Source organism: Aquimarina atlantica (assembly GCF_000626715.1).
Lineage (GTDB): Bacteria > Bacteroidota > Bacteroidia > Flavobacteriales > Flavobacteriaceae > Aquimarina > Aquimarina atlantica.
Genome location: NZ_AQRA01000005.1, coordinates 25,643 through 41,497, shown reverse-complemented (window position 1 = coordinate 41,497; position 15,855 = coordinate 25,643). Strand labels below are relative to the sequence as shown.

Annotated in this window: 21 protein-coding genes; 2 read left to right on the top strand and 19 right to left on the bottom strand. The window is 30.8% G+C overall.

The genetic code is table 11. The features are described from left to right. Positions 1–9: 9 nt before the first annotated feature. The 19 genes from ATO12_RS11475 to ATO12_RS11385 all read right to left on the bottom strand — a co-directional run bounded on the left by ATO12_RS11475 (position 10) and on the right by ATO12_RS11385 (position 13,862). Positions 10–600 (bottom strand): hypothetical protein, encoded by a 591-nt coding sequence (locus ATO12_RS11475; protein WP_034242131.1) that lies wholly within the window; start codon positions 598–600, stop codon positions 10–12. Between the two features lie 148 nt (positions 601–748). After that, positions 749–1,009 (bottom strand): hypothetical protein, encoded by a 261-nt coding sequence (locus ATO12_RS11470; protein WP_034242130.1) that lies wholly within the window; start codon positions 1,007–1,009, stop codon positions 749–751. A gap of 25 nt (positions 1,010–1,034) precedes the next feature. Continuing rightward, positions 1,035–3,095, bottom strand: coding sequence for a leucine-rich repeat domain-containing protein (locus ATO12_RS11465; protein WP_034242129.1), 2,061 nt, complete (start codon positions 3,093–3,095; stop codon positions 1,035–1,037). A 7-nt stretch (positions 3,096–3,102) separates the two neighbouring features. Continuing rightward, on the bottom strand, positions 3,103–3,555 hold the full coding sequence (locus tag ATO12_RS11460) for a DUF6210 family protein (RefSeq protein ID WP_034242128.1): 453 nt from the start codon (positions 3,553–3,555) through the stop codon (positions 3,103–3,105). A gap of 34 nt (positions 3,556–3,589) precedes the next feature. Next, positions 3,590–4,042, bottom strand: coding sequence for a hypothetical protein (locus ATO12_RS11455; protein ID WP_034242127.1), 453 nt, complete (start codon positions 4,040–4,042; stop codon positions 3,590–3,592). Between the two features lie 18 nt (positions 4,043–4,060). Next, a complete protein-coding gene (locus ATO12_RS11450) occupies positions 4,061–4,462 on the bottom strand; it encodes a hypothetical protein (RefSeq protein WP_131248819.1) in 402 nt (133 codons plus the stop codon). 2 nt (positions 4,463–4,464) lie between these two features. Beyond that, a complete protein-coding gene (locus ATO12_RS11445) occupies positions 4,465–4,836 on the bottom strand; it encodes a hypothetical protein (protein ID WP_034242125.1) in 372 nt (123 codons plus the stop codon). Next, positions 4,833–5,198, bottom strand: a complete 366-nt coding sequence (locus tag ATO12_RS11440; RefSeq protein ID WP_034242124.1) for a hypothetical protein — start codon at positions 5,196–5,198, stop codon at positions 4,833–4,835. Before ATO12_RS11440 ends, ATO12_RS11445 begins: the two co-directional genes overlap by 4 nt. A 101-nt stretch (positions 5,199–5,299) precedes the next feature. After that, positions 5,300–5,650 carry a hypothetical protein gene (locus ATO12_RS11435; protein ID WP_034242123.1) on the bottom strand — a complete coding sequence of 117 codons (351 nt, stop codon included), beginning with the start codon at positions 5,648–5,650 and terminating at the stop codon, positions 5,300–5,302. A gap of 3 nt (positions 5,651–5,653) precedes the next feature. Then, positions 5,654–5,947, bottom strand: coding sequence for a DUF7677 family protein (locus tag ATO12_RS11430; RefSeq protein WP_034242122.1), 294 nt, complete (start codon positions 5,945–5,947; stop codon positions 5,654–5,656). A 21-nt stretch (positions 5,948–5,968) separates the two neighbouring features. Further along, the gene (locus ATO12_RS11425; RefSeq protein ID WP_034242121.1) at positions 5,969–6,700 is read right to left on the bottom strand and encodes a hypothetical protein; all 732 of its coding nucleotides are present in this window, start codon (positions 6,698–6,700) and stop codon (positions 5,969–5,971) included. A 3-nt stretch (positions 6,701–6,703) separates the two neighbouring features. Further along, complete coding sequence (locus ATO12_RS24875; RefSeq protein WP_051575773.1) at positions 6,704–7,975, bottom strand: PA3715 family protein; 1,272 nt, start codon at positions 7,973–7,975, stop codon at positions 6,704–6,706. A gap of 61 nt (positions 7,976–8,036) precedes the next feature. After that, complete coding sequence (locus ATO12_RS11415) at positions 8,037–8,393, bottom strand: hypothetical protein (RefSeq protein WP_034242120.1); 357 nt, start codon at positions 8,391–8,393, stop codon at positions 8,037–8,039. A 30-nt stretch (positions 8,394–8,423) separates the two neighbouring features. Continuing rightward, the gene (locus tag ATO12_RS11410) at positions 8,424–8,756 is read right to left on the bottom strand and encodes a hypothetical protein (RefSeq protein WP_131248818.1); all 333 of its coding nucleotides are present in this window, start codon (positions 8,754–8,756) and stop codon (positions 8,424–8,426) included. 9 nt (positions 8,757–8,765) lie between these two features. Next, a complete protein-coding gene (locus tag ATO12_RS11405; RefSeq protein ID WP_034242118.1) occupies positions 8,766–9,641 on the bottom strand; it encodes an NADase-type glycan-binding domain-containing protein in 876 nt (291 codons plus the stop codon). A gap of 177 nt (positions 9,642–9,818) precedes the next feature. Then, positions 9,819–10,058, bottom strand: a complete 240-nt coding sequence (locus ATO12_RS11400) for a hypothetical protein (protein WP_034242117.1) — start codon at positions 10,056–10,058, stop codon at positions 9,819–9,821. Between the two features lie 40 nt (positions 10,059–10,098). Then, positions 10,099–10,836 (bottom strand): LytR/AlgR family response regulator transcription factor, encoded by a 738-nt coding sequence (locus ATO12_RS11395; RefSeq protein ID WP_034242116.1) that lies wholly within the window; start codon positions 10,834–10,836, stop codon positions 10,099–10,101. Next, on the bottom strand, positions 10,833–13,025 hold the full coding sequence (locus ATO12_RS11390; protein WP_034242115.1) for a tetratricopeptide repeat-containing sensor histidine kinase: 2,193 nt from the start codon (positions 13,023–13,025) through the stop codon (positions 10,833–10,835). The genes ATO12_RS11395 and ATO12_RS11390 overlap by 4 nt, the downstream gene beginning before the upstream one ends. Before the next feature lie 324 nt (positions 13,026–13,349). Continuing rightward, the gene (locus tag ATO12_RS11385) at positions 13,350–13,862 is read right to left on the bottom strand and encodes a hypothetical protein (RefSeq protein ID WP_034242114.1); all 513 of its coding nucleotides are present in this window, start codon (positions 13,860–13,862) and stop codon (positions 13,350–13,352) included. A 293-nt stretch (positions 13,863–14,155) separates the two neighbouring features. Between ATO12_RS11385 and ATO12_RS11380 the strand changes: the two genes are divergently transcribed. Next, positions 14,156–14,470 carry a hypothetical protein gene (locus ATO12_RS11380; RefSeq protein WP_131248817.1) on the top strand — a complete coding sequence of 105 codons (315 nt, stop codon included), beginning with the start codon at positions 14,156–14,158 and terminating at the stop codon, positions 14,468–14,470. A gap of 157 nt (positions 14,471–14,627) precedes the next feature. Continuing rightward, the gene (locus ATO12_RS11375) at positions 14,628–15,845 is read left to right on the top strand and encodes a GTP-binding protein (protein WP_034242112.1); all 1,218 of its coding nucleotides are present in this window, start codon (positions 14,628–14,630) and stop codon (positions 15,843–15,845) included. Positions 15,846–15,855 lie beyond the last annotated feature (10 nt).

Sequence of the window (15,855 nt, the reverse complement as noted above, 5' to 3'; positions counted from 1 at the left end):
TAGTTGTTGTTATTTTCTTTTAAAGGTTTTAATATTAAAGGTCTTTCCCCACCCGTCTCCTTTTGAAAAAGGGTATTCTTTGGCTATCTTTTGAAAATCAAATTCTGAAACTAAACCGGTTATTTCAAGGATTTCATTACTATATTTTAATGTCAATTTACTATTTCCTTTACTCATTGCCCCATACATTTCTGCTCGCCCAATACTTTCGCATAACTCTGCCACTTTTTTTATTGTCCTATTTTCAGGTTTTTTGTAAAATTCAATTAACTCATCGTAAAAAGAAGCCTCTAGTATTTCAAGGGAAACCCCTTTATACCAATTTTTATCTATAGAACTATTATATTCTTTACAAAAAGTATTAAATTTCTGTAAATCACTTATGGTTTCATCACTGGTTTCATTATAAGGTAAATAGGCTTTAACCTCTTCTTCCCAAACATCTAATTTTTTAGCCTGTGTGAATTCCCCTAATTTTCGGAACAATGTTCTTGAAAATTCCGAATGATGCAAATTCCGTTCTCTTAATAACAGTTTTATACAGGACAGACCAATTGCATATCTTCCTCTTACAGATATTTCTTTTAAGTGTTTATTCATTTCAATTACAGGTAACTTATTTATATATCTACCTTTATTACAGATACTCCAACATATTTAGGCAATATTATGACCTTATATTTAATACACATATATGCAATCCATATCCGTAGGGATACAATTTATATCCGTTTGTTTTTATCATCATTTACTCCTCTTCTTTAAACTCACTTAGCATTAATTGGTATGCTGCATCTATCCGTTTTTTTTCATCTTCGTTATATGCGTCTAGCTTTACGGTTAGTTCTCTGGCTTCGTTTAATGAAATTTCTTGATTTACCTGTACAAAGGCTACACAACCTAAAAATGAAACTCCTTTGTTTTTAAACTCTCTAATTTTTGATGATAATGATGATATATCATTATACTTGTATTGTGCTGCTTCTTTTTTTATATCTTCTAGTTTCATTAGTCTAGGTAGTTTTTGTACTATATTACAATTCAAAATCCTGATCTTTCCATATCCAGAAAGGTACTTTGGGCAGACCATAAAAAATGGCTATTTCTGGTCTACTTAATTGTCGTAAAACTTCTGGTTTTTCGATAGTGTTTCCTGCTATATTGACTTGTGTTAAATTGGGCAATGTATTCAAAATACGTATTTCAGAAATTTCATTTTCGTATAGATTTAACCGTTCTAAACTTTTTAAATTTGCTAATCCATCAATGTTTTCAATCGTATTTTCAGAAAGGTTCAACATTTTTAAATTCGTAAGTTTATCTAGTCCATTAATTGCAGTCATACAGTTATTTTCTAAACACAATTTTTCTAGATTAGGAACATGATCCAAAAAATCTATCTCTTTAGGGAATATACTCGAAATGTCCAATACTTTTAAATTGGGCAAATGTCCCAATGTAATTTTGTTAGTTCCTTTTATCGAGAGTTCTTTTAGATTAGAGAATTGTTCCAAACCTAAAACTTCATAATCTTCTGTCACATCAATTTCTAATTTTGTAAGTGTATCTATCCCTGGTAATTCATTACTATTTATGACTTCATTTATCTTTAGATATTGCAGGTTTTTAATTTTATGAATGTTTTTTGCACTACAAGCATCTTTTAGACTTAAAACTTTTAACCGTTCAAGTTTTTTAAGCCCCTTAAGCGTAATATGATTTTTATTTTCGATATAGAGTTCTTCTATATTCTTAAGAGCTTTTACACTAAATGTCGGTGTGTTTTTTGCACGGATATGCAGGGATAATTTTTTTAAACTGGGTAGCGAAAAAATGCGTTGCGCTACTTTTTTTGAGGCGTATAAAACGAAAACAGATTCTAAAACAGTAAACTGTTCGATTAATTCTAAGTTTTTTACACGACTCTCGGAAAAATTCCAAAAATCAAATTTCTTTAATTGATGCTTTAGAGGCAAAAGAGTTTTAAAATCTTTGAAATTTTGTGCTGTAGTATCTGCGTTTATTTTTAAAACTTCCAGATTTTTAAAGTGTTGTATTTGTGATCTGTTTTTAATGGTGGATTCTGAAAAATCTAAAGAAACAATTTGTGTTGCTATGGGTAAAAAGTCTTTTAACCTAACGGTAACACGATCAAATTTTAGTGCATTTAATGATTCAAAATTTACAAGGTATGCCAGATTGGAAACATGATCATTTTTAAAAGTAATTGATTCTATGCTGTTGGCTAAAGCACCTAGTTTTTCAATATTAAATGCTACCCTTTTTGAATCATTTTCTTCTTCATTTACTGAAATAATACATTCTTTAATTTTAAAAGGAGATGTATCATCTTTTACTAATGCTACATCTTTAATTTCTGTAGCGGCATCTATTTCAAATTCTTGTAAACTCGTACATTCCGTTAGTTTCCTAATACTACCAATAGTACAACTGTTGAGGGTAAAACCATGCAAACCTTTTATTATCGGAAGAAAATAACTGATATCAGCAACTTCCATTTTGGTAAGGAATAACCAAGTAAAATTTCTATCCTGGCTTGATTCATATCGTATATCCTTATCTGATTGTTTGATGACTACATCTTCTAGCCGTAAATCATACAATTTTGGAAATAGATTCACCTCATAAAAATTATGAATGGTGCAATCGGTAATAAAAACATGGACTAAGTTTTTTGCCATAGGTTCTAAGACCCTCAAATGCATGATTTCCATGTTTTTCAAATTTATTTCCATCAAACACCCATTATAATCAATACAATCTTTGTTTGGATAGTTTTTTTCTAAATCCTGAACAGTAACATTGTCTAGCGTTAGATTACATAAATTTTCAAAGTGAAACAGTCCGTAGATAGTACCAATAGTACAATTAATTAGTTTTAGGGTATGTAGGTTTTTTGAGTAGGGTAATAATTCACTAATGTTATCTATAGAAACATGCTCTAACTTCAATTCTCTTATGCCTTCTAATTGCGTCCAGGTACTATAAGTGTTTACTTGATTTTCTTTTTTATAATCGTACTTTTCAAGTTGAATACCTAAGCGTTCTTCTATATCTCGAATTTGGTTTTTCATACTACTATTAATCACTATTTGCCCAGGTTAATACTCCGTTTAGAGGATAGTTCTCAAACCCACTTATTAATTGAGTATTCTTATCATCATTAATTTTTATTCGTATCCAGGCTTCGTGCGATTCTTCTAATCGTTCTACATCTATTTCTATTAATTTGTTTAATCCTGATTTATTGATAATGGCATTTATTTTTTTGACATCTTCAAGATCAATACCTTTTATGGCTCCGTTACCTTTGTATTTTACTCCTTGAAAATAATTTGATAGTTCTATTTCCGGACTTAAAAACTCCTTTGTTTCTTCATTATAATCATTAGCTAATGGTAAGAATGTACCTTCACATGTTGAATATAGACAAGCGGTTCCTCCTGTTTGATTAGCAATCATAATCCCTATAGGAAGTTCTATTATGATCCCTAATCCAACACTATCCCATATATTAACAACTGGTTTACTCATCTATTTCTGTTTTTACTGCTTCCATTTTTAATTTCTATTCTAAGTAAAATGTGCTAACTAATTGAAACATATCTTGCCTTGATGGGTTTTCAGGGAATTTTTCGTCTAAAACCTGTGTAAAAAACAATCTATAATCTAATACAAAATCTATAAACTCTTTATCTGATAAAGCATTGAAATCTTCAACACTATCGGGATAGGCTCTCGAAAGAATTTTATCGTATAAAGATTCTTCATTTATATTTTGCTCAGAAAAATGACTGTTTTGCCAATCATCGCCTGTATTTTCCCAAATAGAAACAAGACCTAATACTCTTAATGGGTCACCACCAATGAATTTATGATTACCTTTAACTGCACAGAAATCACCAAAATATTCTTCTCTTTTGTCTGGTATAAGGAAAATTTTATACCCTTTAGACAGTATAATTCTTAATGCAATGTTATACGTGTTCATTGCATCTGCAATAGTGCATCCGTTTTTCATGGTTCATTATTTTTTACCTTAGAACTCTGTCCCTTTATCCCATATATAGGTTTCCTTAGGTATTGATTTTTTATCTTGAACTTCGTACCAAACCGTTATCCATGTATCTTGGTCTTTTTCCCAGGTAAGCTCTTCTATAAAAATAGTTTCAGGAGCTCTCTGGTCTGATATATATGTATTGGTAATATTATTTCTAAATTCTCCGTATGCCTCGCCTAAAGTAAACTGCTCTTTTGAAGCTGGTGCTCCGTATTGTTGTATTGCGGCTGTTTTGGAAAGCTTCATTAGCTTTTGTGATGATATACTATCTTTTACGATTTCTGTTTCTTTAACCACAGAAACCTTGTTTACTTTTACCTCTTTTGTGTTTTGAGCACAAGCACTCATTATTATTAAAATTATTAGATAGAAGTATTTCATTTTTATATATCGTAATAGTTATATGATTCTTTTAAATTATATTTTTTTCTAACCTCGTCTTCCCAAGCAAGATATTCTTCCTTAAACTCATTAAAGTCGCTAGGAATTCCTTTTAACCAGTACATGTGCCCATGGGCAATAAGCATAGCCCAATGAAATTCTAACTCGCGTGTTATATAATAGATATCATCTAAAGATTTTGGTTCTTTATATAGAAAATGATTTTTTAGCTTTTTGTCAGCTTCTTGATAAGTGATATTTCCATATTGCACCATGATATGTTTTATGATTTCGCAGAACGAATAATGATTAAAAATGATACCTTCTGTTTCATCTTCAAATTGTAAATTGTCTTTTAATTCTTGATCTTTCATCGTTTCTCTTTCTCCTTAAAAGCATACTCTCCTACCTCCCCGTTTATATAAGTTATGTACCCTATAAGTTGTTTGTCTCGAAGTTTTAAAGATAATCCTTCTGCATACGTACCTTTTATCCTATTAGGGTCAAAATCTATTTTAATTTCTTTATTGGGTAACAATTTCCAGGTATAGGTCCCTATGTTGTAAATCGATTCTTGATCACATGTAGACACTTCTTTTTCTGACACTTGTACTTGCTTTTTATCAAACCATAATGCTAAATAGATTGTGCTGCCTGCACAGGGGTTATCGTCTGGTGTTTCTTCGCAAACCGTCGCTACCTCTGTTCTTAATTCTTTGTGTAAGTATTTTTTCATTTTCTGCGCATGTGATGATAGACAGCAGGTACAAAACAGTATAAAAACTAAAACGTTTTTTTTACTACAGTTATATACGTTTGGCAATTGTACTTTATTTTTCATTTTCTAATGTATTCTTTTTTAACTTCGTTATAATCATTAGATCCATTATCGAAAAGGCTTTCTTCAAACCTGTTTTTTATGTAACCCTGATCTAATTCTGCCAGAAAAACCTTCTTTATTTCGTTTTGAAAATTTTCAACAGCTTTTTTGTGATAGCCACAAAATATGGCCCAAATCATTAAATGTATCAATTCTGGTTCATCTACTGCTTTTATTTCAGCTTGGTCCCACATTTTAGATAAAGCTGGAAAATATCCTCCATTATTTCCAACGCTTTGCCCATCTGATATATCTATTTCTGGAATCCAAAAATTTAGGGCAGATGTATATATATCTTTAAACGTCATTTTTTAATGCAATTCTGTTTCCCAATCTTCATAGGGAGGTTTTACTTTAAAATTAGGGTCGCAATAAGAACGAAGGTAATCTACGGCTCTTTTTTCTGCATATTTTGCGTTTAATACGTTTCTGTTTTCGTCTAACTCAATCACATTGGCAAATATGGCAAAGACTTGTTCTATGGCACTTGGTTCTTCTCCATACAATTTTAGGTAATCAATACCTTTTAACTCATAGTGCGTACCACTTGCCATAAAATAAGCAAATGTTCGTAATGCCCCGCTAAATGATTCACTTAGTCTCATGTATTTATATGTATTATTTTATCATTTTTTTACCCAACCTATTATACTTTGATCTTTTTCTTGTAAAACCACGAAGAACCACTCCTTTTGTTTTTTTATAACAGTTACGGTTTTGTTTTCTATGACTCTTATCTGGTTTCCCATTTTAAGATCTCCTGTACAAGGATCTATTTTCTTTTTATCATCTATAACAGGTTGCGTTCTTAGGGTTCCTGAAATTATTTTCTGTTCGAGTGTTTTATTAATTGTACTCATTTTTGTATCCGAATAGAGCGCTATCGTGTTTTCGGTAAGGGTAGTGTCACTATCAATAACAAGCGTTGATACTATCGTCATATCAAAGCAACCTATAGCACTGCTTACAATATACATTGTGGTTTCTTTTTCTTGTTTTATATCAACTAATACTCCTGGGCCATTCCATACTTCAACAAAATCATTCCCTTTTTTTAGCAGCAGTACAGTTGCTTGATAATGCCGATTATCTTGATAGATGATATCTTTTTCTCCATCATTATTAACATCTACTATATGTACGTTTTTACTATTGATATCAAATACATTTGTATCACCATTTTTGGTATAGAATTTAGCATTTTTAATAGTTGAAAAACCAGTACTGTCTAAAAGAAATTTATGTCCTAATGAATTTTGTAATAGCAGCAATTGTGTTTTTAAACTATTGCCTTGAGCATACCCCGATACGGTTAAAAACAGATACCCTATACCCAAAAAGAAAACTTTGTTTTTCATAGATCATTTTTTTACATATTCTTTTCCATCAAATTGTAATACTGTTGTTTTAGAAGAGGTTTTGCTTTCTTCATCACATTCTCCATTTTCATCTACAAAAGTTTTACTTTCCAGAACCGTGCTTTTTACAATAATATCAAAGTATGTATTCGTCTTTTCTTTAGACATAATGAGTGTATTTTTTATACTCGTGGATTCTCCAGCACATTGGGTATCCCATTCCCCACCATAATCCTCTACGTCATAATTATGTAATACTTTTTTTAAAGTATCTCCTGACTTTACAAACAAAGAAATAGTTCTGTTACTATATGGGTTTGGTTTAGACATGCCGTAATGAAACACTCGTACTCCAAATGCTCTTGTATTTTGGGCAATGATGTATGGGGCAGTATCGATTAAAATTTCTGAAAGTACTACTGCATCAGAAACCCAGCCATTCGTCTTAGAACTCTCAAAGTATTTATGAGTTATTTTTTGAGTGGTATTATCCACCAATACAATATAGCTATTAAGCTCAAAAAGGTGTTCATCGTCCTCACCAGCAATTTCAGGAATCACTACAATGGTTTCATTAGGATTGTGCGGTTGTACTTTAGAAACTATAAACTCTTCTTTAATTTTTAGTTTATCTAGATTCAATTGTTCTATCACACTATCAATAAGATTTTCTTCTTGAGAAATAGGTTCTATTTTTCCATTAGTTTTTATTTGAAATGATGTGGTTTCTATTTTCTTTTTATCAATCCATAAAATGTTATTAATGGTTAATTTGTTTTCTTCGATTTTAGACTCTATTCTCGATTGACCTTCGGCGATTTCATCATAAGAGATAACTTTAGAATCAATGATATTTCCAATCAAATCATAGTTGATCAATACGGATTCCATTTCATTATCTCCTTTACGAATTGTGATAACAATAGTATAAAACTCTTTTGATAGTTCTATTCTATAAGAAGCTATTGCTTTATAGTTATAACCTTCTTTATCAAAGTTTGGATATAATTTTTTAAGTTTTAAAGCTTCTATATTTACTTCATTGTAATCATCGGGATCTATAAAACTGTCAAAATTTGTTTTATCAACCAAGGGAATTGATTTGATTTTTATTTCTCTAATAATACTATCAAAACTTGTATTATTGGTTTTTTCAGGCATATCTCCAGCTAGTTCGACAACGTCTTGCGCCTTTACAACGGTTTCTTCTTTATCTTTTGCTTTTGGAGTACAAGAGATGAATATCAGTAAAATTAGAATATATCGTTTTTTCATTTTTATTGAGTGTTATTTTTTTAGTATAACCTAATAATTAGATTTCATATGGATTGAACTATCATTTATATGGTTTTAATTCCATAACTAAGGTTTCAATTTTGTTGACTATTTCTTGTCTATTTTTGCTTTCGAAAGTAACTTCAGACACTGAACTCTCAGGAACCTTTTCAATTATTTTTTTCTTAGGATCATACTTTTCAATAAGATTAAAAACTTCTAGTATGTATTTTCCATTCAAATCTCCTTTAGGGTGCCAAATCAGTTCAATATTTCTATTAATTTGGGGGTTAGAGATAGAAAGCAATGTAGAACTAGAAAACTCATACAAACAATTATCTTCGTTGATGTCTTGTTCGTAGAATAAATTCCAATTAATTTTCCATCCTGAAGGTATTCTTAACGCTTGTAATTTCATTTTTTTACACTTACTATATTGTTTTTTCCTTTAAATAACATCAACAACCTTTTCTAATATATAATGTACTCCCCCAACAATCATAGCAATACCAAGAAGTAACATAAACCGGGTAAGTGTTGCTTGTATGTTGTTTTTTAATTTCTTTTTCAGGTAAAAAACATCCGAAATAATAAACAAAAGGGCTATTACGCCTCCAATTCTTGCACCTATATGAAGTAGACCTAAATTGTAAAAAATATGGAACAGGTACCATAGCCCCTCAGAAGGTACTTTGTTGGGACCTAAAAGAATACGCATATAAACTATACCTAATGCTAGGGATAAGATCATCCATACTATATAGGTTACTAGTTGCTTCATAGTTTTCATCTATTTTGAATTTTTTGATTTATTTCCAATTTCCCACAACTCGCGTACTTTATACTTTCTATTAATACTTGGGTGCGTTATCCGGGATAGACTACTTTGTATTTCAGAGATACAGATATCACTGTACTTAGTTCCTTTATAGTAACTAATAGGCATTAATGTAACCACATCATTTTTTGAATATATAAAATCTAAGTTAAACTCTTGTACCAAGGGAGTATCTTGAAGCTGAACCGTATCTTGGTAATTATTGTTTAAAAAAACTTTTATTTTTTTGACTCTTCCATTCTCTTTAAAGGTTTTATCTGATTTCACATACCCATTCACAATACTCAATCTAAAAGGATATAGAATAGTATCATTCGTTTTTAAAACATCATCTACCAATAAATTGGTTTGGGTTTTATGCCATTTGTTATTACGATTTAATCGTATCGAAATCGCAGTATTTTCGTTTTCTTCAAACACAAAAGTTGTTCTATATGTTTTGTCTGATAAATTTTCAAATGGATATTTTTTATTCATGCTATTGGTCGTAATATCAAAAAACAATAGTTCTGAATAATCCAAATCTGCTTCGGTACAACACCTGCCAAATAGTTTTTCTGACCATATCGCTACTTCATCTATTTTTTCATGTTGGTAGTACTCATAAATGGTAGATAACTCCTTATCAGTAAATTGTTCTATTTCGTTTATGCTTACAGAATCAATTGTAGCTATGGTTATTTTTTGCTTTTCATCTAATTTTGAAGTGATTATAGTAGTACTTGTATCTATTTTGATAGCATCAATAACTGGTATATTAATATCTTTCTTTTTATTCGAATTACAAGCTATACATACTAATAATAAGATTACCAATTTTATTTTCATTTGAATGAGTTCAATACATTTGTATACTTAGTAAGTTAGTATAAAAAATAAACATACTTACATAGCTACTTTATTAATCACTACTTCTAGTTCTTGAAAAGCCTTTTGCCTGGGCAGAAGCTAGTATTGTTTCCTTTATTTTTTTCAGCAATTATTTCAATTATATTCCTTATTTCTTTAACACTTTTTCCAAATATTTTGAGTGAGATTCCACTGCCCCATTTTTAAAGATTTGGGCGCTTCTGTAACGGTTACTCCAATGATGTTACTACCTATAGTTCTATTGTAGCTAATTGTTAAATCTGTGAAATACGCATTGCTGCCAAACTTGTTTTCAGTTCTTTTCAACACCATAAAAGTATACCTTATGTATAGGATAGGAAATAGGAAATCTATTTCTGAAGTTTTAGAATACATAAGTGCGATACTTCAAAAAATATCCGTAGAAGAAAGAGGTTTAGTTCTTATTCCAATGTAAAAAAGCATTTAAAAAGTGCTCCTTTCTTCGGGAAGATACTGGTATTTTTTTGCCATTTTTTAAATAAATAACACCTGATTTATCATACTTGTCTATAAATTTCAAGTTGACCATAAATGATTGGTGCGGCCGTATAAAATTAGCTTTAGAGAGGCGTTCTTCAAATTCTTTTAAGGTTTTTGAAACCATATATTTTTTATTGTCACTACAATGAAAAGTCGTGTAGCCTTTGTCTGACTCACAAAATAGCAATTCGTTTAAATCTACCACCTGAAAACTATCATGAAGCGATAATATTAATTTAGAGTCTTCATTATTCCAAACTTCTTTTACCGTTTTTATCTGCTTTTTTTGTTCTGTTATTGGTAATGCTATGACTTTTTCTAATGCTATTTGTAATTCATCTACATCTACAGGTTTTAATAGATAATCTACCGCACCTATTTTTAAAGCTTGTAATGCATGTTCTTCATAGGCCGTAATAAAGATCACTTTAAAATTTAGATTTTCTGTCTGCTTTAAAAAATCAAACCCGGTACCATCGGTAAGATTTATATCCAAAAAAATCAATTCTGGCTTACAGGCATTTGCTACAACAACCGCATCTTTTACCGATTCACATTCTCCTATTACTTCTATTTCGGCATCTATTAATTGCAATAGATTAAGTAAGCCTTTTCTAATGTATTCTTTATCTTCTACTATTAATGTTTTCATTGTACTTCCTTTATTTTATAAGGGATGATCAAAGTAACTAGTGTTCCCTGCTCATTATATTTCTTTCTATCTTCAACAGTAACCGAACTTTTCATTTTAAAATCTTTAGATAATATTTTTAATCGTTCAGAAGTTATCGTTGTAGATAATGATTTTTTATTTTCTTTTTTATTTTCTTTTTGAGAGTCAACCCCGATGCCATTATCTGTAATAGTACAAATCAAGTTTTTATTAGTATAAGACAGGTGAACATCGATTATTCTATTTTCTTTTTGATCTGCAAATGCATGTTCTATGGCATTTTCAACAAATGGCTGAATAAGCATAGGAGGTATTTCAAACAGTGACACGTCTATCGTTTTCTCTACAAAAACAGTGTATTTATAAGTTTTGTTTTCTAAATTCTGAAGTGCTAAATAGTTTTCTATAGCAATTAATTCTTGAGAAAGCAGCACTGTTTTATCTCTGGAGTTTTCTAAAATAATGCGTAATAATTTTGAAAACTTTGACAAATAAGAAACCGATTTTTTTTCTTCTTTATTCAATATCATTCCTTGTAAAACAGAGAGTGAATTAAATATAAAATGAGGAGTCATCTGTGAGCGTAGCAACTTCTGTTCTATAATTATATTTTGAGTTTTAGATTTTTCATTCCTTAATTTTAAAAAGAAAATTGTTGCTCCTAAAAGTAAAGTTGTAATTAAAAAAGCAATCACCCCAAGTAATAGATTTCGTTGTGACTTCTCTAAGTTATTGGTTGTCGTTTTAACTGTTTGTGTAAGCCTTAATTCCCTTTTTTCTGCAGAGGCTAACTCATCTTTATACTTGTACTCATATTCTATTTCTGTAATTTTCTGAATGTTTTCCCTATTGAAAAGACTATCATTCAATATTTTTACTTGCTGTTGGCTGGCATATGCTTTTTTGTGTTCCTTTAATTCATTGTTTATTTTAGAAAGCAATTTGTAGGAGTCCCGTTGGTGTATTAAAAAATTGTGTTTTTTTGATAATTGTGCCCCTTTTTCAGCATGGATCAATGCTTCCTTGTATTTTTTCATGTAGTAATACGTAGTTGCCATACCCACATAAGATCCTACTAAATCATATTGTTTTTGATTTGTAGAGGTAATTTTATTTGATTCCTTAAAATTAGCTAGGGCTTCCGGGTATTTCTTAATTCCCAAATATGCAAAACCCAGACCGTTAAGACCGACAGCTAACTGTTCATTATCCTTAATTTTTCTACTTAGGCTAATCACTTCTATAAAATATGGAATAGCTGTAGTAAACTCTTCTTTATCAATATAGATATTGGCCATGTTGGTTTTTATGGCATTAGTACTTTTAATATTTTGACTGGCTTGTTTAATATCTAGTGCCTGATTATAAAAACTCAGTGCTTTATCATATAATTCCTGTTGCTTATAAATGTTTCCAATATTATTTAAGGACTGAAAAACAGCTAATGGATCGTTGGATTTTTTAGCGATTTCTAATGATTTATTGTGACATTCTATCGCCAAAGGATGATTCCCTAAATCCCCATATACTGTAGCCATGGAGTTCCAACAGCTAAGCATCCCGTATTGATGGTTGCTACCTGTAAAGGTCTTTAACGCTTTTTTAAAATTCACTAAAGCTTCGTCATGTTTTCCCATATCAGAGTAAATATTGCCCATATTATAGAGGTAATTGGGGATATTCATTTCAATTCCCAATTTTTGGTCAATCTCCAAAGCTTTTGTATAATACTCTAAGGCAAGTTTTAGATTGCCTCTATATTTGTGCAAAACACCCAAGGCATTATTACAACCTGCTAATCCTTTTAAGTCATCTATCGAAGTGTATAATTGTATTGCTTTTTCATAATTGGCAATAGAAGTTTTAAAATTACCTTGTTCCATATGCGTAATCCCTTTCATATAAAAACTGCGAGCTTTTCCTTTTATGGATTTTATTTCATCGGCAAGTTTCCCTGCTTGTTCAGCATAGGCTAATGACTGAGAAGGATTATTTCTATAGTGATAATACGCTAAATGATTAAGGATTTTTACTCTAACGGTATCTTTTTTGGTATAGATTTTTAGTTCTTTTTTTAAACTGTCTATTTTTTTATTCTGAGATAAAACAGTTGTAGAAAAAGACAAGAAACATACTAAGTAAATAATAGGTGTATTTATTACTTTCATAAAATAAAGAACGGTTATTAATATTTTAAATCAAAAAAACAGGGAATTATTCTACTTAATCTTACTTCACAGGTTTTAACAAAACACTAAAAAAGAGTTCGTGTTTAAGAAGAAAAAACGTTCATAAACTATAATAGCAAGAACAGGATTAACTCTTTCTTTTTAAAAAGAAAATAATCCCTAATTATTTAGTCCCTACAGAACCTATTAAACACAACAAATACAAAAATCAAAAAGTCCTCAAAATTAATATGTTATAACTTAAAAAGCCAAATTGAACGCTAAGGAACGATTTGGCTTTTCTATAACTTATATATGTTTATTTTATTTCTTTTCCGAATTTTCTTCTTCAGCTGCTTTATCTTGATCTTCCTTTATCAATTTGTTATCTTCTTCTGTAATTCGTTTGTGCTCTGCAGCTATACCTTCGTGTTCTTTCTTCATATCTGCATGCTCAGTTTTCATAGACTCATGCTCTGCTGTCATTTGTTCTAAAGTAAACTCTCCAGAAGCATGTTTTGTTTCTAATTCGGCATGCTTTTCGATTAATGCTTTATGAGCTGCAATAAGTTCACTGTGTTTAGCCAATAAAACCGAGTGATTCTTTTCGATTACTAGGTGAATAGAATCGTTTTCAATAGCTTTATGAGCATCTACCATTTGTTGATGATCATCTTTCATAGTATTATGTTCTGTAGCCATTGCTTCATGAGAAGTCTCCATTTCTTTGTGTTCTTCTACCATGGCTTTGTGCTCTGGTGTTTCTGCTGGATTTTGTTTGCAAGAAAAAAATACAGATAATACTGCGATCAATGTTAATTTGCTGAGTGTTTTCATGATTTTGATAAATTAGTTAGACATTAGTAAATGTAATATTACTAAATAATTGTTTAACATTACTATCACTATATTTTTAATGTTTTTGTTATCATTAAGCTCAATTAAAATTATTAAGGAGCATTTTGCGATTTTTTTAGAAGTACACATCTAAATAAATTATAATTTCTTTTTCAATGTTGTAGCATTGTGCAAATCATTACGAGGTTTTATAAATCCAAAATTTTTACCAAAACTTATTCCTTATAAATATCTTAAGATTTAAGAATCCAATTAATTACTATATTTGGCAAATGAGAATGAACATTTGGAAAAATATAATCACTCTTTTTTTTCTATCTACTTTTCTATTTCTTAGAATTGTTAATGTACATGCTATTTCTCATTTTTCTGATGACGATGATCAAATAGATTGTGAGCTGTGTGAAATTATTGCGGTATCCTATAAACTTACTCCTTTTACAGATAGTACATTAGTAGAAGTAGAACAAAAATCTGCGATAGATTTCCATGAATACAAAATCAATTTTTGTTACGAAACATCGCAATACAGTATTACACTCCCCAAAAGCATCTACAATAAGCCGCCACCAAAATATTTAGGGTAGTTGCGTTTTATTTTTGAAAATTTTCTTTTTGTATGTTGATACTTACGACGATATGATTTATAAAATCATATCATAGTGTATACAATAGATCAATTACCCTTCTCTGTTAGTCAGAAAATTTTCTTCCAACATTTTTAGTATTTAATTTTTTTTAGTCATGAAAAAATTACCAGTTACTGTATTGAGTGGTTTCCTCGGTGCAGGCAAGACCACATTACTTAACCATATTTTGCATAATAAAGAAGGGTTAAAAGTTGCTGTAATTGTCAATGATATGAGTGAGGTCAATATAGATACCCAGCTCGTACAAAATGAAAACACCCTTTCTCGTACAGAAGAACGCCTCGTAGAAATGAGCAATGGTTGTATTTGCTGCACTCTTCGAGAGGACCTGATGGTAGAAGTCGAAAAATTAGCTAAAGAAAACAGGTTTGACTATCTAATTATCGAGAGCACAGGTATTTCAGAACCTATTCCTGTGGCTCAGACCTTTAGTTTTGCCAGTGAGGATGGCAATATCGACCTAAGTCGCTTCAGTTATGTCGATACTATGGTTACTGTAGTAGATGCATATAATTTTTTGAAAGATTTCTCCAGTGCCCAGTATCTGTCGGATAGACAGCTTACTAATATTGAGAACGATGAGCGTACGATTGTAAATCTACTTACTGATCAAATAGAATTTGCAAACGTGATTTTACTCAACAAAGTAGATCTGGTTACCGAACAAGAATTAAAAAATGTGTATGATATACTTCATAAATTAAATCCGGGAGCCAGAATATTTCCTACCAAAAATTCACAAATAGCATTACAGGAAATTATCAATACAAGCTTGTTTAACTTTGAAGAAGCCGAAAATTCTGCAGGTTGGATACGAGAACTCGAAAATGAACATATTCCTGAAACCGAAGAATATGGTATTGGCTCCTTCGTATTCCGTAATAAAAAACCGTTTCATCCAGAACGGTTCCTCGATTATGTTTCTAATCATTTCCCTTCAAACATTATTCGAAGTAAAGGCTTGTTTTGGTTGGCCTCCCGCAGTAATCAAGCCTTAATCTGGAGTACTGCAGGAGGTTCTACAAAAATTGACCCCGCTGGGGTTTGGTGGGCGTCTATGTCATTTGCAGAACGAATCAGCTACCCTTCCTTTCTGAATAATCAAAAATTAATAGAGTCAGATTGGATAAACCCTTTCGGGGATCGAAAGATAGAACTGGTCTTTATAGGGCAACATCTCGATGTTACCGAGATAACTCTACAACTTGAAAAATGTCTGCTTACTGATGAGGAGGTGCTGGACTGGGAAACAGGAGAATTCTCTACTATCGACAATTGGCCTATCTCAAGCTATCAAGATTCAAACGTATAAATAATAGTAT